Here is an 18,709-nt window from a genome sequence, read left to right on the forward strand (position 1 = left end):
ATTCCCGTTTCCAACCAAACCATTTCAATTTTTAATACAACTTAAACGTCAGCAATGGAACTAGTCGTTGCCAACGAATCACATTTTAAATACGCCAAGATCATAAGTGACACCATTACGGAGTCGGCCAAGGTTCGAGGTACTGGTATTGCCCAGCGCTCTCCGGAATACATCATCAAAAGATTGCAGAACGGCAATGCCGTTATTGCCCTTGATGGTGACAAATTTGCGGGATTCTGCTATATCGAGGTTTGGGGCAACAAGGATTTTGTGGCCAATTCCGGGCTTATTGTCCACCCTGATTATCGGGGACAGGGACTGGCAAAAAAAATCAAAAAGAAAATCTTTGAACTATCAAAGGAAAAGTTTCCCAATGCCAAGATCTTTGGCATTACCACCGGGCTTCCCGTGATGAAAATGAACTATGCGTTGGGATACAAACCCGTTACCTTTTCTGAACTCACGGACGATCCCGATTTTTGGAAAGGCTGCCAAACCTGTAAAAACTTCGATATCCTTACGCGTACGGAACGCAAAATGTGCTTATGCACGGGAATGTTGTATGACCCTGCTGAAAAGAACAAGCATCCCAATGCTGAAAAAATCAATAAGAAAACCTTTCAACGGTTAAAAAGCATAAAGGAAAGTTTATTCCTTAAAAAGAAAACAAAATGAAAAAACTCGTACTCGCCTATAGTGGTGGTTTGGATACCTCCTACTGTGCCATGAACCTATCCAAGGAACACGGTTTTGAAGTTCATGCCGTTAGCGTAAATACCGGTGGATTTTCCGTGGCGGAAATTAAAGAAATCGAAAAAAAGGCACTTGCCCTCGGGGCTGCCAGCTATACCTCAATAGATGCGGTGCAGACATTTTATGACAAGGTGGTAAAATACCTCATTTTCGGCAATGTCCTGCGAAATAATGCCTACCCCCTGTCCGTAAGCGCTGAACGAATTGTCCAGGCTGTGGAAATCGTGGAACACGCCAAAAAAATTGGCGCCAATTATATTGCCCATGGCAGTACCGGTGCCGGAAATGATCAGGTCCGGTTTGATATGATTTTCCAAACGCTGGCCCCGAAAATTGAAATCATTACCCCAATACGCGATCAGAAGCTGACCAGGGAAGAGGAAATCAACTATTTACAGAACAACGGTGTGGATTATTCTTGGGAAAAGGCCAAATATTCCATTAATAAGGGACTTTGGGGCACTTCCGTGGGAGGCGATGAAACCTTAACGTCACATCTCCCCTTGCCCGATTCCGCTTACCCAAGCCAATTGCAACAAAAAGAACCATCAAAAGTAAAACTCACCTTTGAAAAAGGGGAACTGATCGCCATTGACGATGAAAAGGATAGTCCCGTAAAGAATATCGAAAAGTTGGAAAAGATGGCATCCCCATACGCCATTGGGCGGGATATTCATGTGGGCGATACCATTATTGGCATTAAGGGCCGGGTCGGTTTTGAAGCCGCCGCCCCTTTAATTATCCTAAAAGCACACCACTTATTGGAAAAGCATGTGCTCAGTAAATGGCAACAGTTCCAAAAAGAACAATTGGGCAACTTTTATGGGATGTTACTCCACGAGGGAAATTACCTGGATGAGGTTATGCGAAATATAGAAGCTTTTTTGACCGATACCCAACGTAACGTTTCAGGGGATGTTTTTGTGGCGCTATATCCATTCCAGTTTCGATTGGACGGAGTGGCCTCCCCACATGATCTTATGAACGCTTCTTTCGGAAGTTATGGTGAATTGAACAAAGGGTGGACTGCGGATGAGGCCAAGGGTTTTATCAAAATCCTGTCCAATCCCGCCAAGATTGCTAACCATGTAAATCAACATCATGATTAAAGCAGGTATCATAGGAGGTTCAGGTTATACGGGAGGGGAATTGATCCGAATTTTGCTGAATCACCCGGCAATTGAAATTGACTTTGTCTTCAGTACCACCAAGGCGGGCAAACCCATTGCATCGGCACATCCCGATCTATTGGGACAAACGGAACTTCATTTCACAAAGAACATAAATTCCAGTGTAGATGTGGTATTCCTCTGTTTGGGACATGGAAATTCGTCCAGATTCCTATTGAACCATCAATTTTCGGACGGGACAAAGATCATCGATTTAAGCAACGATTTCCGATTGCAAAACGACGCCACTTTTCAGGGCAATACCTTTGTGTACGGCCTGCCCGAATTAAACAAGGATGCCATTGAAAATGCAAATGCCATCGCTAATCCCGGATGTTTTGCCACCGCCATTCAATTGGCATTATTGCCCCTGGCCAAGAAAGGATTATTGCACAATGAAGTTCATATCAATGCAGTCACCGGAAGTACGGGAGCCGGTATCAAACCTTCGGAAACGACCCATTTCAGTTGGCGAAACAACAATATAAGTTGGTACAAACCCTTTACCCATCAGCACTTGGGTGAGATTGGGGAAAGTCTGTATTCCTTTGGGAACGAGCTTGGAAAGCTCTATTTTCTCCCGCAACGCGGAAATTTTTCCCGAGGCATATTTGCAACGGCCTATACCCATTTTAACGGAAGCCAGAAAGAAGCGCAAAAATTATACACCAAATATTACCGCAATGCAAAATTCACCCATGTTTCCCAGGAACCCATCCACTTGAAACAGGTGATCAATACCAATAATTGCCACATCCACGTCCACAAACATGAGGATGTCCTATTGATAAGTTCGGCAATAGATAATTTGCTGAAAGGCGCATCGGGGCAAGCGGTTCAGAACATGAATTTGATCTTTGGTCTGGAAGAGGATTTGGGATTGCGACTAAAGGCAAGCACATTTTAACAATGAGACAAAAGATTGCACATATCGCGTTGGTGGTGAACGATTATGATGAAGCGATTCAATTCTACACCAAAAAGCTAAACTTCAAATTGGTGGAGGACACCAAGCTCAGTGAAGAAAAAAGATGGGTTGTGATAGCTCCTCCAGGGGCCAGGGAAAGCTCGCTGGTATTGGCAAAGGCCGATACTGAAAAACAATCGCTCAGCATAGGCAATCAAACCGGGGGAAGGGTATTCCTTTTTCTCTTTACTGACGATTTCCAGAGAGACTATACGGCAATGCTCGAAAAAGGGGTAAAGTTCGTTAGGAAACCCAAAAAAGAACCCTATGGAACAGTTGCCGTCTTTGAAGATTTATATGGAAATCTTTGGGACTTACTGGAACCGAGCGATTCAACCCATGGGAATCCAGAAAACCAAAACAACCATTAACCGTCAACCATAAACCATCAACCATCAACCATCAACAAACATTCAGATATGAAAATAGCCATTATAGGAGCAGGTAATTTGGGATTGTCCATAGCAAAAGGGGTGCTGCACAGCAATGGCGCAACCACCATGTACCTCACCAAAAGGAACATTTCGGAAATCAAGGATTTTGAAAAGTATGGTAATGTCACCGTAACATCGGACAATCGGGAAGCCGTTCAACATTCGGACATCCTCATTTTTGCCATACAGCCCGGTCATTTTGAAGCCATTTTAGACGACATCAAGGATCTATTGGGCGAAAACCATGTGGTCATCAGTACCATAACGGGCTTCAGCATCCAGCGCATGGAGTCCATTATCGGCACCGACCACTATATCATTAGGAGCATGCCCAATACGGCCATTTCGGTGGGAAAAAGTATGACCTGTCTTTGTGCGAATGATCTCGGAAAAAAACGGATCGATTTGGCCAAGGCCATTTTTAACCGGATGGGGCATTCTTTGGAAATCCCTGAAGAGCAAATGCAGGCGGCTACGGTAATCTGTGCCAGTGGCATCGCTTTTTGGATGCGTTTGATTCGGGCCACGACCCAGGGGGCCATCCAATTGGGGTTTGATGCCAAAGAAGCCCAGGAATTGGCCATGCATACCTGTAACGGTGCCGCGAGTTTACTGATTGAATCCGGCAGCCATCCCGAAGAGGAAATTGATAAGGTGACCACCCCAAAAGGGTGTACCATCGAAGGTTTGAACGAAATGGAGCATCAAGGGTTGAGCTCCTCCTTGATCCGTGGGATAGTGACCTCTTTTGAGAAGATCAATCGAATTAAAGAAAGACAATTGTAGTTAACCTTAAAATAGAATGCCATTTCGAGCCTTTGGAGGGAAAATCCAAATGGCCCAAATTCATTCAAAATGACCAAAAGCGCGATAATATGAAATTATTCGATGTATACCCGCTTTACGATGTAACCCCTGTTTCCGCAAAGGGAATTGAACTTACCGATGATAAAGGGGATACTTATCTCGATTTTTATGGGGGCCATGCCGTGATTTCCATTGGGCATTCCCATCCCCATTATGTGAAGCAGTTGACCGGGCAATTGCAAAAGATGGCTTTTTACAGCAACTCCATCCAAAATCCGCTCCAACTCAAATTAAGTGAAAAGTTGGGGGAACTTTCCGGGTGTAGGGACTACCAGTTATTTCTTTGCAATTCTGGGGCCGAAGCCAATGAAAATGCCCTAAAAATGGCCTCCTTTCACACTGGAAAAGCTAAGGTCATTGCCTTTAGGAACAGTTTTCATGGCAGGACCTCCGCTGCAGTGGCAACGACCGACAATCCTAAAATTAACGCACCGCTGAATCAACAACAGAAAGTTGATTTCCTACCCCTAAATGATTTTGAAGCCTTTGAAAAATGTATTGCCCAAAAGGAACACTGCGCCGTGATCCTGGAAGCCATTCAAGGTGTTGGGGGATTGGATGAACCCACTACGGAATTTTATCAATTTGTGACTGCAAAGTGCAAACAATATCAAGTAGTACTCATTGCGGATGAAGTACAATCGGGTTTTGGACGAAGTGGAAAATTCTTCGCCTTCCAACACCATGTCCCTTCGACCTCGCCCAGCGACCGTCCGGATATCATTTCCATTGCAAAGGGTATGGGCAACGGCTTCCCCGTTGGCGGGGTGTTAATCCACAATTCCTTTGAGCCCTCCTACGGGTTATTGGGCACTACCTTTGGCGGCAACCATTTGGCCTGCATGGCAACACTTTCAGTTTTGGAAGTCCTAGAACGGGAAAACCTTATTGAAAATGCACTGCAATTGGAAACCTACTTCAAAACAAAGGCAAAAGAAATTCCAACCCTAAAAAAGGTAAAGGGCCGGGGATTGATGTTGGGACTGGAATTTGACTTTGAAGTCGGTCAACTTCGAAAAAACCTAATTTATAACCAACACATGTTTACGGGCGGTTCGGCCAATAAAAAACTATTGCGGTTTTTGCCTGCATTGAACATCACAAAAAATCAAATAAATCGATTCTTCGAGGGACTTAACGAAGAATTGAACTCATCTTGAGTTCGTAGGGTTTAGGGAAAAACCTTAGGTAAAGTGCCCTTTCTTTTAATTCGTTTTCCATGGTCTCCAATGAGCATAGCGAGAGGACGACATGGCAAAGAAAATGAACAAGTAAAATGAATTCCTTGCTGTCACCCTGAGCGCCCGCCTGAATGCTACGAGCGGGCAGGCAGTCGAAGGGAAGGCAGGAATCACAAAAAAGTAAGAATGAAAAACTATCTATCCATACAAGATTTAGGCAATTTGCAACAAGGGGTGCAAGAGGCCCTGACATTAAAAGCCAATCCATATGCGTTTGAAAATTTAGGCAAAAGAAAGACCATTTGCCTGCTCTTTTTCAACAACAGTCTGCGTACCCGACTGAGTACCCAAAAAGCGGCCCAGCATTTGGGAATGGACGTAATGGTCATGAACTTCGGAAACGAGGGTTGGCAACTGGAATTTGAACATGGGGTGGTCATGGATGCAGGAAAGGCGGAACACATCAAGGAAGCGGCCCAGGTAGTGTCCCAATATTGTGACATTATTGCCATACGGGCATTTGCAAGTTTGGAGGATAAGGAAAAAGATGAAAAGGAAGAAGTACTGCAAGGTTTTGTGAAATACGCCCATATTCCCGTGGTCAATATGGAAAGCTCAACGGCCCATCCCTTGCAAGCCTTGGCAGATGCCATAACCATTCAGGAACATAAAAAAATGGAACGGCCCAAGGTGGTCTTGTCTTGGGCACCACACCCCAGGGCATTGCCCCATGCCGTAGCCAATTCCTTTGTGGAAATGATGAAACTCCAGGATGCGGAATTTGTGATCACAAATCCCGAAGGGTACGATTTGAACCCAAAAATCACAGAAGGCTGTCAAATTGTGCATGACCAACAAAGCGCACTTAAAAATGCGAACTTTGTCTATGTAAAAAACTGGAGTAGCTATTCGAACTATGGCCAGGTCCTACATGTGGACAAAAGTTGGAAAATGACCAAGGAAAAGTTGGGCCAGGCCCATTTTATGCACTGTCTGCCCGTAAGGCGGAACATGGTCATGGAAGATGCGGTACTGGACAGTGACCAAAGTTTGGTCATTGAACAGGCAAACAATAGGACCTTTGCCGCACAGTTGGTCCTAAAGCGAATATTGGAAGTATTTTAAATGGGGGAAATCAAATTAAAGGACAAGGTCTGTATCGTTACCGGAGCAACAAGCGGAATGGGAAAAGCCATTGCCAGGGCCTTTTATAAAGAAGGGGGCAAACTCATCCTTTCCGGCCGTAACGAAGAAAGGGGCCAAACCCTTGAGGAAGAACTCCCCGGATCGGTATTTGTACCAGGGGACGTAGGCAATGTTGAGGATAACAAAAAACTCGTCGACAAAGCCCTGAGCAACTTTGGCCGTTTGGATGTACTCTCATTGAATGCTGGAATGTTGGGATTGGGTAATGTCGTGGACCTACCCATTTCGGAATGGAAAAAAACATTGGATGTCAATCTAAGCTCCATCTTTTATATCTCAAAATATGCCATCCCCCATCTAAAAAAAGATAGGGGCGGTACCATCCTCATCAATTCGTCCATTGCGGCGTTCAAGAGTTTTCCCAATCATCCCGCCTACTGTGCCTCAAAAGGGGCAACACTTGCCCTAATGCGGCAAATGGCCGTTGAATACGCCCCGGAGATCAGGGTAAATGCGTTATGCCCAGGCCCTGTGGACACCCCATTGATCTGGGATTCGGCAAAGGCCTTTGAGGACCCAAAAACTGCTGTTGAAAATGCTGCCAACGCCACATTGCTGAAAAGACTGGGCACCCCGGAAGATGTGGCCAAACTGGCTTTATTTCTAGTATCGGAAGACGCTTCCTGGATAACGGGAACGGCAGTGACCATTGATGGCGGAATTTTAAACACCTAAGATGACAGAAACCCTATCCATAGTAAAAATTGGCGGTAACATCATTGAAGACCATGAAGCACTTTCCCTGTTTTTAGAACATTTTGCGCGCTTGGAAGGCTATAAAATATTGGTACATGGAGGCGGCAAAAAAGCATCCGAATTGTTACATAGATTGGGCATTGCACCTAAAATGGCCAATGGTAGGCGCATTACCGATAAGGCCACATTGGATGTTGCCGTGATGGTCTACGGCGGATTGGTCAACAAAACCATTGTTGCCCAATTGCAACGCTTAAAAGTCAATGCCCTGGGTATGAGTGGAGCCGATGCCAATAGTATCCAAGCCCATAAACGCCCCGTAAAAGAGGTGGACTATGGTTTTGCGGGTGATGTGGATGGTGTCAATTCCAAAATACTGACAACGCTTTTGAAACAGGGACTGACACCCGTATTTTGTGCCCTGACCCATGATCAAAAAGGACAATTACTGAATACCAATGCAGATACCATTGCCGCAGAGGTCGCTATTGGATTAAGTGCTACTTTCGAAACTACATTGTATTATTGTTTTGAGTTAAATGGGGTCCTGAAAGATGTTAATGATAAAGGTTCCATTATCACGAAAATTGATTCCAATTCCTACAAGGAGTTGGTTTCACAGGGAGTGATTTCCCACGGCATGCTTCCCAAATTACACAATTGTTTCCATGCCCTACGCCATGGGGCAAAAGAAGTCCGAATTGGTAATCTGGGATTATTTGAGAAAGAAAATACAAACTATACAAGTCTCGTTTTATGACCATCGACAAAGAAACATTGGCCCAGGAAGCTTTGGACCTGTTACAGCAATTGATTTCCATCCCCTCTTTTTCCGAAGAGGAGGATGAAACGGCAGAAGCTATTGACGTTTGGCTCAAAAAGTTTGGGGTGGATACCAAACGCCAGTTTAACAACATCTATGCGTTCAATAAGCATTACGATGAAAACAAGCCCAACCTATTGCTGAATTCCCACCACGATACGGTCAAACCCAATTCCGCCTACACCAAAGACCCTTTCCATCCCCATATTGAAGACGGGAAATTATATGGTCTGGGCAGTAACGATGCAGGTGGGGCCTTATGTTCCCTCCTGGCCACTTTTGTACATTTTTATGAGCGCGAGGACTTGCAGTATAACATTATCATGAGTGCAACGGCCGAGGAAGAGGATGCTGGCGATAAGAGTATTTCGGCACTATTGCCCATTCTTCCGGAAATTGACGTTGCCATAGTGGGTGAACCCACGCAAATGCAATTGGCCATTGCAGAAAAAGGATTAGTGGTTTTTGAAGGAAAAGTGGACGGAACACCTTCCCATGCCGCACATCCCAATGACGACAATGCCATTTATAACACCATTGAGGTATTGGAGTGGTTCAAGAATTACCAATTTGATAAGGTCTCGGATGTTTTGGGTCCCGTTAAGATGACCGTCACCCAGATCAAAGCGGGCAGTCAACATAATGTGGTACCGGCGCATGTAGATTTGGTTATCGATACCCGGGTAAACGATTGTTATTCCAATGAGGAAATTTATGACATCCTAAAACGTGAGGCCCCCTGTGAATTGAGGCCCCGTTCTTTGAACCTGAGCAGTTCTTCCATAGCCATTGACCATCCTTTGGTCCAATCCGGAATTGCATTGGGAAGGGAAACCTATGGTTCGCCCACCTTATCGGATCAGGCTGAATTGAGTTGTCAATCACTAAAGTTGGGGCCTGGCCATAGTCCCCGATCACATTCCGCAGACGAATTTATCTATGTGCATGAGGTTGAAGAGGCCGTGGGATTGTATATTGCCATTTTGGAAGGATTTTTATCTAGTCAATAGTTATTGGTTAATGGTTGATGGTTAATGGTTGATGGTTGATGGTTGATGGTTGATGGTTGATGGTTGATGGTTGATGGTTGATGGTTGATGGTTAAAAGATGTACAACTACAAAGAACTTATTGTTTGGCAAAAATCAATGAAACTGGTTGAATTGGTGTATAAAACCACCGCAATATTTCCAAGTGAAGAAAAGTTTGGGCTTACCAGTCAAATTCGTAGAAGTGCTGTCTCCATTCCGAGCAATATTGCTGAAGGTGCGGGAAGAAGTTCCAAAAATGTGTTCCGAAATTTTCTGGAAATATCAAATGGTCCGATCAACGAACTTAAAACGCAATTGGAAATTTCAGAAAGGCTTGGATTTATACCAAAAAAAGAATTGGAAATTATTTTAAGCCTTTGCAGGGAAGTCCAAAAAATGACCTTTACCTTAATCAAAAAATACGCCGATCCTAAGACCTAATAGCTTCTAACTTAAAACTTCTAACTTCAAAACATGAAACTTTGGGACAAAGGCTTTAGTACCGATAAAAAAATAGACCACTTTACCGTGGGCAATGACAGGGAATTGGATTTGCTATTGGCAAAATATGATGTGATGGCCTCTACCGCCCATGCCAAAATGTTGGCTAAAGTGGGATTACTCGCCAAGGAGGAAGGAGAAGCCCTGGTAAGGGAATTGGATGTTATCGCAAAATCCATTGAAAAGGGCGAATTTGTTATTGAAACCGATTTTGAGGACATGCACTCCAAAATTGAATTTCTGCTCACCGAAAAGCTGGGTGATACCGGAAAAAAAATCCACACGGCCCGATCGAGGAACGACCAGGTTTTGGTTGCCATGCAATTGTACCTCAAGGACGAATTGAAGGAAATTAAATTCCTGGCGAAGTCCCTGTTTGACCTGTTGTTGGAATTGGCCGAAAAACACCAGAAGGTATTGCTGCCAGGATATACCCATCTGCAAATCGCCATGCCTTCTTCCTTTGGCTTATGGTTCTCGGCCTATGCAGAGAGTTTGGTGGACGATCTGTTTTTCATTGAAGCTGCCTACAGGACTGCCGATCAAAATCCACTGGGAAGTGCTGCGGGCTATGGCAGTTCCTTCCCCATTGACCGAAGTTTCACTACCAAAGAAATGGGTTTTGAAACTTTAAAATACAATGTTATCGCAGCACAAATGGGCCGTGGGAAAGTGGAAAAGGGTACCGCTTTTGGACTTTCCAGCGTTGCTGGTACCTTGTCAAAACTGGCCATGGATATTACGCTTTTTATGAGCCAGAATTTTGATTTTATCTCCTTTCCCAATGAATTGACCACTGGAAGTAGCATTATGCCCCACAAAAAGAACCCCGATGTATTTGAGTTGATCCGGGCCAAATGCAATAAGATCCAATCCATTCCCAATCAATTGACCTTGATCATCAATAACCTGCCCAGTGGATACCATAGGGATTTACAATTGGTAAAGGAAAGTATCCTGCCCGCCCTACAGGATATGAAAGCCTGTTTGGAGATGATGACTTTTAGTCTCAGGGAAATCAAGGTAAAGGAAAACATCCTTGACGATGCAAAATACGATTACCTTTTTAGCGTGGACACCCTAAATGAAATGGTCAAAAATGGCATGCCCTTCCGTGATGCGTACAAGACCATGGGCAAAGCCATTGAAAATGGCAACTTTAAACCCAAAAAGGACATTGCGCATACCCATGAGGGCAGTTTGGGGAATTTGTGCCTAAAGGAAATCCGAAATAAGATGGACCAGTTCTACACTTAGGTCTTTGCTGCTTCTTGGATAGGCTTTCACCACAACCTGATCAAAACCTTTAGGACAGCAATTGAACAAGTCCGGCTAATTTAGGGAAGCTGCACTCCGGTGAAATCACATAGGCAATCTGGCCTCCATACCGCTGTGCTATTTAGCCGAACTGATTTGATTTGAACCTTCAGCACCTTCAATGTTTCTTCCCATATTGAAATTTGCTATATTATTATGGAATAAATCCAATAATATGGAAATTTTCCATAAATTAGTGTCCCTTTTTACGCAATAGTGAATAAGACCATTTTACATCTTGACCTGGATACGTTTTTTGTTTCCGTGGAGCGGCGGCTAAATTCGGAACTGCAAGGCGTACCGCTATTGGTGGGTGGCATCACCGATCGGGGAGTGGTTGCGGCTTGCAGCTACGAGACCCGGGGCTATGGCATCCATTCCGGGATGCCCATGAAAATGGCCAGGGAGCTTTGCCCCGAAGCCAAGGTCATTAAAGGAAATGCAGGGACGTACAGCAAGGTATCCGATGAGGTTACTGAAATTATCAAAGAAGCCGTACCCGTGTTTGAAAAATCAAGCATTGATGAGTTTTATGCCGATTTATCGGGTATGGATAGGTTTTTCGGTTCCTATCGATATGCCACAGAACTCCGTAGAAAAATCATTGCGGAGACCGGGATGCCCATTTCATTTGGTCTTTCGGTAAACAAGGTCGTTTCAAAGGTGGCCACCAATGAGGCAAAGCCCAATAATCAACTTAAGATCGATTTTGGCACGGAGAAACCTTTTTTGGCACCACTGTCCGTAAAAAAAATACCCATGGTGGGCGATAAAACCTACCAAACCTTACGGAATTTGGGGATTCGCCAGGTAAAGACCATCCAAGAAATGCCCATGGATATTATGCAAAGGGTACTTGGCGCCAATGGCAAGGTGATTTGGAAACGTGCCAATGGGATGGACAATACCCCCGTGATACCCTTTCACGATCGTAAATCGATCTCCAATGAACGCACCTTTGACCGTGATACCATAGATGTGGTAAAGCTCAAGGGTATCATCATGGCCATGACGGAAAATTTGGCATATCAACTGAGGCGTGGCGAAAAACTCACGGCCTGTATTGCAGTGAAGATTCGATATTCGGATTTTAACACCTACTCCAAACAAAAACGGATTCCATATACCAGTGCCGATCATATTCTGATCCCAAAGATTATGGAACTGTTTGATTCGCTGTACAATAAACGAATGTTGGTACGATTGGTGGGTATCCGGTTCAGTCATTTGGTATCCGGCAATTATCAGATCAACTTGTTTGACGATACCGAAGAGGCGCTGAATTTGTACCAGGCCATGGACAAGGTACGTAACCGCTTTGGTGACCGGGCGGTTATCAGGGCCTCGGCAATTGGGGCAAGGACCATTGGCAGGATGCACAATCCTTTTAATGGGCAGCCTCCCATAGTCTTGGCGCATAGAAAACAATAAAGGAAATAAGACCGCTTCCCCCTAAGATTGAAGCGGAAAGCGATACCCCCTAACGATTACTGTTTAACATTCAAATCCAATAGCTGCCATCTATCTCAACTGCCACACCTATTATAGCCTTCGTTTTGGAACTTTTTCCGAACGGGAGCTCTTGCGTTTGGCACAAAGGAACCACCTAAAACAACTGGTCCTAACCGATATCAATAACACCTCGGCTTGCTTGAATTTTGTACGGGAAGCCCCTAAATATGATATCACGCCTGTCTTGGGCATCGATTTTAGAAATGGGGTTGACCAATGCTTTGTAGGAATTGCCAAAAACAATAATGGCTATCAGGAACTGAACCAATTTTTGTCCCATCACCTTCATAATGGCATTGGGATTCCCCAACAAGCACCAAATTTCAAGGATGTCTTTGTAATCTATCCCTTTGAAAAAGTACACTCACATCAAAAGGAAACGTTTTTGGACCATGAATATATAGGGGTTTCCATCAAAAACTTACGGAAGCTCCCTTTTTCACGATTAAAGGACCATCGGGACAAATTAGTGGTACAACAGCCCGTTACCTTTAGGGGTAAAAGGGACTTCAATGCCCATCGGTTACTCAGGGCCATCGACAACAACGTTTTATTGAGCAAGTTGGAGGAAACGGAAGTAGCCAGTGCGGATGAAAAAATGTATCCGTTGGAAAATCTGGCCGCGGCTTTTTCAGAATATCCACATATCCTTGAAAATACCCAACACCTATTGCAGCAATGCGCTATTTATTTTGATTTTTCAAAAGACCGGAAGCCCCAAAATTTAAAGTGCTATACCACAAGCGAAAAGGAAGATGGCGAATTACTTGAAAAGCTATGCCATGAAGGGCTTCCCAAACGCTATAAAAATGGGGTTTCGGAAATCATAAAAAAAAGGTTGACCAAAGAACTCACCCTTATCAAAAAGATGGGGTTTGTCTCTTACTTCCTCATTAATTGGGACATTGTTTCCCACGCCAGGGAAAAAGGGTTTTACTATGTAGGTCGCGGGAGTGGTGCAAATAGTATTGTAGCCTACCTGCTGTACATTACCGATGTCGATCCCATAGAACTCGATTTGTACTTTGAGCGGTTCATCAACCTATACCGTGCCAATCCCCCGGACTTTGATGTCGATTTTTCATGGCGGGACCGCGAGTACATGACCCAATACATCTTTAATCGTTTTGACCATGTGGCCCTGGTGGGCACCTATGTGACCTTTAAACGAAAAGGGGTCATCCGTGAATTGGGCAAAGTGTTCGGTTTGCCAAAGGATGAAATTGACGCCTTGAGCAACGGCACCCTTCCACCATCAAGGATTGACAGTATGGCAAGGCTCGTTCTTACCTATGGAAAACTGGTGGAAGGCATGCCCAATTATGTTAGCGTACATGCCAGTGGGATACTTATCAGTGAAAAACCGTTACACCATTTCTCGGCAACGTTTATGCCCCCCAAGGGTTTTGCCACGGCCCATTTTGATATGGTCATCGCAGAAGATGTGGGGCTTTTTAAGTTTGATATCCTAGCGCAACGGGGATTGGGAAAAATAAAGGATACCGTAGCCATCATAAAACAGAACCAACCGGAAAAGGCAAACTTTGATATTCATGATGTATCCGGGTTTTATACCAATCCCGTCATTAACAACCTCATAAAAACAGCGCAGTGCATGGGCTGTTTTTATGTGGAGTCCCCAGCCATGCGCATGCTCCTTAAAAAATTGGAGGTGGACAATTATTTGGGATTGGTGGCGGCCAGTTCCATTATTAGGCCCGGGGTTGCCAAAAGTGGGATGATGCGTGAATATATCCTCAGGCATCGAAACCCTACCAGGGCAGAAGAGAAAGCACATCCCGTAATGCTCAATATTATGCCAGAGACCTATGGGGTCATGGTCTACCAGGAAGACGTGATCAAAGTAGCGCACTATTTTGCGGACTTGACCCTTGGCGAGGCCGACGTGCTTCGCCGTGGCATGAGTGGTAAATTTCGCTCGCGGGAAGAGTTCGAAAAAGTAAAGGGAAAGTTTCGAAGTAATTGCATCAAAAAAGGCTACGATGAAAAACTCATTGATGGGATCTGGGACCAAGTGGCCAGTTTTGCAGGTTATGCCTTTGCCAAGGGACACTCCGCCTCCTATGCGGTCGAAAGCTATCAAAGTCTGTTTCTAAGGGCCTATTTTCCCCTGGAATTTATGGTCGCCGTCCTAAATAATGGCGGGGGATTTTATCGCCCTGAATTTTATGTGAACGAAGCGCGAATGCTTGGGGCAACCATCCATCCCCCCTGTATCAATCTAAGCCATATTGCAAATGTCATCCACGGAAAACATATTTATTTGGGATTGATGTATTTGCGGGAGTTGGAAGAACGTGTTATGCGAAGTATCCTCAAAGAAAGGGAAGCCAACGGAAAGTTTACCTCCCTGGAAAACTTTGTTGATCGTGTTATGATTTCAATAGAGCAGATAAGCATTTTAATACGTATCGATGCCTTACGGTTTACGGGCACCAACAAACATGAACTGCTCTGGAAAGCACACTTGATGCTCTCAAAAACCAAACGATTGGACCATCCCAAGCTATTTCCCCCCAAATGCCGCAACTTTCAAATTCCTGAGTTGCATACAACACCTCCCGAAACTGCTTTTGAACAGTGGGAACTTCTTGGTTTTCCATTGTGCAATCCTTTTGAATTATTGCAGGAACCTCCCAAAAACAAGAACGGACAACGGGATTTGGAACGGTATCTCAATAAACATATTGATATTTATGGGTATCTGGTAACGGTAAAGAACACCAGTACCCATAAAGGGGAACGTATGCATTTTGCAACCTTACTGGATTGGTACGGTGAAGTATTTGATACCGTACTTTTTCCTCCCATAGCGGCAAAGTATCGTTTTAGGGGCAAGGGCATTTATCGCTTTTATGGGAAAGTGGTCAGCGAATTTGGATTCTTGAGCATTGAGGTCATAAAAATGCAAAAGGAAAATTATATCGAAGACCCCAGGTATGCCGATATGAAAACGAGTAGAAAAATGTTTACGACTAAAAAATAATCGAATTAATCCGTATTTTTATATATAGAAGATATATACATTGGAAAAAATAAGAAAATTGATTGATGTTGACGCTGAAAGTTTGCAAATTCTCGAGGCTGAGGCAAAAAAGCAAAAACGTTCCTTAAAAAGCTATCTGGAACATACCTTGGAGGAAACCGCCAAAAAGCTGGAATCCCCATCCGAAGGGTACATGCTCATGATGGATGAAATGTTGGCCCGCGTAGCAGAGGGAAAGGCGGAATATGTTGATATTGCCGAAATAGAGAAAAAATATGGGCTTTAAAGTCCTTATGCTCAGGGAAGCTGTAGTTGAACTTCATGTCGCTGAGTGCTATTTTGCCTCCAAAAACCTATCGAGGGAGTTTCTGAACGATTTTGCACGGCAACTTCAATTTTTAAAGACCACTCCCTACTCATTTCAAGTGAGGTATAGGGGCATTCGCACTTTAAATTTTGAACAGTTCAATTACTCAATTCATTATAAAGTAGACGAGGAAGAAGTAGTGATATATCGTATTTTAAACCAAAGACAGAATTTTTGAAAACATGAAGATCAGGATAAAAGGTGACACCGTTCGTTTTCGTCTCACCAAAAGCGAAGTAAAGGCATTATGCGAGACGGGTACGATCAAAGAACAGACCCATTTTGGAAATGTCGCATTCGGCTATGCCGTACAAATGGATTCCAATACAACGGCAATGCATGCCGAATTTAAGGACAACAACATCACACTTTTCCTTCCCAAAACACTGGGCAAGGATTGGTTTGAAAACAATAGGGTGGGTTTTGAGCATCACCAAAAAACCCAAACAGGGACCTTATATCTTCTTTTGGAAAAGGATTTTACCTGCTTGGACAACACCTTGGAAGACCAATCGGATAATTACCCTAACCCAAAACTGGAGCCCAATCCATGAAATAGCGCCATCATGTCCAAAAGCACCACTTTCAAACGAACCATTTCCCTTACGGGCAACATAAAATTTACGGGGCTGGAACTCAAAGAACCTATGGACGTTTCCGCTGGAATGTTGGGGATAAAAGAGGCCCTGCGGCACAGTGTCAAAGAAATGGGGATCATGCGTTCCATGAGGGCACTCCTGGAAATGAACCAGGAAAAGGGCTTTCGTTGTCCCAGTTGTGCCTGGCCCGTTCCGGAAAATCCTTCCAAAATTGCGGAATACTGTGAAAATGGGGCAAAAGCCCTGGCCGATGAGGCCACCTTGGAAAAGATAGGGGCCGATTTTTTTGCCAAACACTCCGTGGAAGCACTTTCACAATTAAGTGATTATGAACTCAACAAGTTTGGACGACTGACGGAACCCTTGGTGCTACGACCTGGAAAAGTACATTATGAACCTATTTCCTGGGAGGATGCTTATGAATTGATGGCCCAGGAATTAAGAAATGTACCCCATCCGGACGAGGCGATCTTTTACACCTCCGGTCGTTCCAGTAACGAAGCTGCTTTTTTGTACGGCATGTTCGCAAGGGCATTTGGCACGAACAATATGCCCGATTGTTCCAATATGTGTCATGAATCTTCCGGAGTGGCCCTTTCGCAGACCCTGGGCATTGGAAAGGGCTCCGTAAAAGTGGACGATCTGTATGGGGCCGATGTGGTCCTGGTGGTGGGCCAAAACCCTGGGACCAACCACCCCAGAATGCTCTCTGCCCTGGAGAAGTGCAAGAAAAATGGGGGAAAGATCATTAGTATCAATCCCTTGGCCGAAACGGCCATGGTCAAATTCAAAAACCCACAAAAGGTAGGGAGCATGTTGGGAGGAGGAACTGCAATTGCGGACATCCACCTTCAGGTAAAAATCAATGAGGACATCGCATTGGCAAAATTACTATTGAAAAAACTGGTTGCCCTTGATGCCGAACAAGGCAATATCCTTGACCATGACTTTATCCAAAATTATGTGGCGGGGTATGACGCCCTTTTAAACGATTTAAATGGTTTTGATGAAACCACACTTGTAAAGCGTACCGGAGTTTCCCAGGAAAAAATAGATGAAGCGGTGGAACTGTTGGCCACAAAACCCAATATCATTATATGTTGGGCCATGGGGATTACCCAGCACAAAAATGCCGTGGAAACCATTCAGGAATATGTAAATATTCTACTCTTAAAGGGTGCATTGGGAAAACCGTTTGCAGGGACCTGTCCCGTTAGGGGCCATAGCAATGTACAGGGGGACAGGAGTGTTGGCATTATGCACTATGTCAGCAAGGAACTCAATCGGCGCATATCCGAAAATTTAGGTTTCGATCCCCCAACCAAAGCGGGCCATGATACCGTTGGGGCCATAAAAGCCATGTATGAGGGCAAGGCCAAGGTATTCGTTTGCCTGGGCGGTAATTTTGTGATGGCCGCTTCGGATACGGCCTATACGGCGGAGGCCGTCCAAAACTGTACATTAACGGTACAGATAAGCACCAAACTGAATCGTAGCCATTTAGTGACTGGGGAAACTGCCCTGTTATTACCCACTTTTGGCCGTTCCGAAAAAGATGTGAAAAAAGGGAATCCCCAATTTTTGACCATGGAAAGCAGTACGGGAAAGGTACGGCAAAGCAAAGGGCTCCTAAAGCCCGCATCGGCGCACATTAAGAGTGAACCGGAAATCATTGGGATGTTGGCACACACCTATTTTCAGGGAAAACATCCATTGCCATGGAAAGAACTGGCCTACGATTACGAAAAAATCCGAAGCTTAATTGACAAAACGGTGAAAGGATTCAAGGATACCAGTGCCCGTTCAAAAGGTCATGGCTACTACCTGCCCAACAATGTCCGGGATAGGGATTTCGGCAAACTGCCCAATGGAAAGGCACAATTGACCCTAAATCAACTCCCGGAAGTGGTATTCGAAAAGGACGAACTGTTGTTAATGACCATTCGTTCGCACGATCAGTTCAACACCACAATATATGGGTTGCATGACCGCTACAGGGGAATCCATAACGAACGAAGGGTGATTTTTCTCAATCCCGTTGATATGGAAAAGCGAGGTATTGAAAAAAAACAGGTACTCAATTTGATCAGCAAATACCACGGACAGGAACGGAAAGCCGAACAGTTTTTAGCGATTCCCTATGACATCCCGGAGGGCAATGCAGCAGCATATTTCCCGGAGACCAATCTTTTGGTTCCCATTGATGAGTTTGCGGATAAGAGCCGGACCCCGATAAGCAAATCGATAAGGATTCGTCTTGAAAAAGTGAACGCCTGATAT

The 18,709-nt window shown here is 44.5% G+C and carries 18 protein-coding genes; all 18 read left to right on the plus strand.

Annotated elements, in window-relative coordinates:
- The first annotated feature begins 54 nt into the window (after positions 1 to 54).
- A complete protein-coding gene (locus tag L0P88_RS06670) occupies positions 55 to 675 on the plus strand; it encodes a GNAT family N-acetyltransferase (RefSeq protein WP_158776600.1) in 621 nt (206 codons plus the stop codon).
- Positions 672 to 1,862: an argininosuccinate synthase gene (locus L0P88_RS06675; RefSeq protein ID WP_247133827.1), complete on the plus strand. Its 1,191-nt coding sequence runs from the start codon at positions 672 to 674 to the stop codon at positions 1,860 to 1,862. Before L0P88_RS06670 ends, L0P88_RS06675 begins: the two co-directional genes overlap by 4 nt.
- Entirely contained in the window at positions 1,855 to 2,829 is a 975-nt protein-coding gene (gene argC, locus L0P88_RS06680) for an N-acetyl-gamma-glutamyl-phosphate reductase (RefSeq protein WP_247133828.1), read from the plus strand. Before L0P88_RS06675 ends, argC begins: the two co-directional genes overlap by 8 nt.
- A gap of 2 nt (positions 2,830 to 2,831) precedes the next feature.
- A complete protein-coding gene (locus L0P88_RS06685; protein WP_247133829.1) occupies positions 2,832 to 3,260 on the plus strand; it encodes a VOC family protein in 429 nt (142 codons plus the stop codon).
- A 30-nt stretch (positions 3,261 to 3,290) separates the two neighbouring features.
- Positions 3,291 to 4,109 carry a pyrroline-5-carboxylate reductase gene (gene proC, locus L0P88_RS06690; RefSeq protein ID WP_409557722.1) on the plus strand — a complete coding sequence of 273 codons (819 nt, stop codon included), beginning with the start codon at positions 3,291 to 3,293 and terminating at the stop codon, positions 4,107 to 4,109.
- Between the two features lie 89 nt (positions 4,110 to 4,198).
- Positions 4,199 to 5,350 carry an aspartate aminotransferase family protein gene (locus tag L0P88_RS06695; RefSeq protein WP_247133831.1) on the plus strand — a complete coding sequence of 384 codons (1,152 nt, stop codon included), beginning with the start codon at positions 4,199 to 4,201 and terminating at the stop codon, positions 5,348 to 5,350.
- A 207-nt stretch (positions 5,351 to 5,557) separates the two neighbouring features.
- Positions 5,558 to 6,496, plus strand: a complete 939-nt coding sequence (locus L0P88_RS06700; RefSeq protein ID WP_247133832.1) for an acetylornithine carbamoyltransferase — start codon at positions 5,558 to 5,560, stop codon at positions 6,494 to 6,496.
- Positions 6,497 to 7,252, plus strand: coding sequence for an SDR family NAD(P)-dependent oxidoreductase (locus L0P88_RS06705; RefSeq protein ID WP_247133833.1), 756 nt, complete (start codon positions 6,497 to 6,499; stop codon positions 7,250 to 7,252).
- A 1-nt stretch (position 7,253) separates the two neighbouring features.
- Complete coding sequence (gene argB, locus L0P88_RS06710; protein ID WP_247133834.1) at positions 7,254 to 8,033, plus strand: acetylglutamate kinase; 780 nt, start codon at positions 7,254 to 7,256, stop codon at positions 8,031 to 8,033.
- On the plus strand, positions 8,030 to 9,106 hold the full coding sequence (locus tag L0P88_RS06715) for a M20 family metallo-hydrolase (RefSeq protein ID WP_247133835.1): 1,077 nt from the start codon (positions 8,030 to 8,032) through the stop codon (positions 9,104 to 9,106). Before argB ends, L0P88_RS06715 begins: the two co-directional genes overlap by 4 nt.
- A gap of 98 nt (positions 9,107 to 9,204) precedes the next feature.
- Complete coding sequence (locus L0P88_RS06720; protein WP_247133836.1) at positions 9,205 to 9,567, plus strand: four helix bundle protein; 363 nt, start codon at positions 9,205 to 9,207, stop codon at positions 9,565 to 9,567.
- A gap of 33 nt (positions 9,568 to 9,600) precedes the next feature.
- The gene (argH, locus tag L0P88_RS06725; protein WP_247133837.1) at positions 9,601 to 10,884 is read left to right on the plus strand and encodes an argininosuccinate lyase; all 1,284 of its coding nucleotides are present in this window, start codon (positions 9,601 to 9,603) and stop codon (positions 10,882 to 10,884) included.
- Between the two features lie 276 nt (positions 10,885 to 11,160).
- The gene (dinB, locus tag L0P88_RS06730) at positions 11,161 to 12,375 is read left to right on the plus strand and encodes a DNA polymerase IV (protein WP_247133838.1); all 1,215 of its coding nucleotides are present in this window, start codon (positions 11,161 to 11,163) and stop codon (positions 12,373 to 12,375) included.
- Positions 12,376 to 12,463: 88 nt separating this feature from the next.
- Positions 12,464 to 15,463, plus strand: a complete 3,000-nt coding sequence (locus L0P88_RS06735; RefSeq protein WP_247134846.1) for a DNA polymerase III subunit alpha — start codon at positions 12,464 to 12,466, stop codon at positions 15,461 to 15,463.
- 40 nt (positions 15,464 to 15,503) lie between these two features.
- Complete coding sequence (locus L0P88_RS06740) at positions 15,504 to 15,749, plus strand: hypothetical protein (RefSeq protein WP_247133839.1); 246 nt, start codon at positions 15,504 to 15,506, stop codon at positions 15,747 to 15,749.
- Positions 15,739 to 16,008, plus strand: coding sequence for a type II toxin-antitoxin system RelE/ParE family toxin (locus tag L0P88_RS06745; protein WP_247133840.1), 270 nt, complete (start codon positions 15,739 to 15,741; stop codon positions 16,006 to 16,008). The genes L0P88_RS06740 and L0P88_RS06745 overlap by 11 nt, the downstream gene beginning before the upstream one ends.
- Before the next feature lie 4 nt (positions 16,009 to 16,012).
- Positions 16,013 to 16,384, plus strand: a complete 372-nt coding sequence (locus L0P88_RS06750) for a DUF7009 family protein (protein ID WP_247133841.1) — start codon at positions 16,013 to 16,015, stop codon at positions 16,382 to 16,384.
- Between the two features lie 12 nt (positions 16,385 to 16,396).
- Positions 16,397 to 18,706, plus strand: a complete 2,310-nt coding sequence (locus L0P88_RS06755) for an FdhF/YdeP family oxidoreductase (protein WP_247133842.1) — start codon at positions 16,397 to 16,399, stop codon at positions 18,704 to 18,706.
- The last annotated feature ends 3 nt before the right edge of the window (positions 18,707 to 18,709 follow it).

Source organism: Muricauda sp. SCSIO 64092, assembly GCF_023016285.1.
In the GTDB taxonomy this organism is placed as follows: domain Bacteria; phylum Bacteroidota; class Bacteroidia; order Flavobacteriales; family Flavobacteriaceae; genus Croceivirga.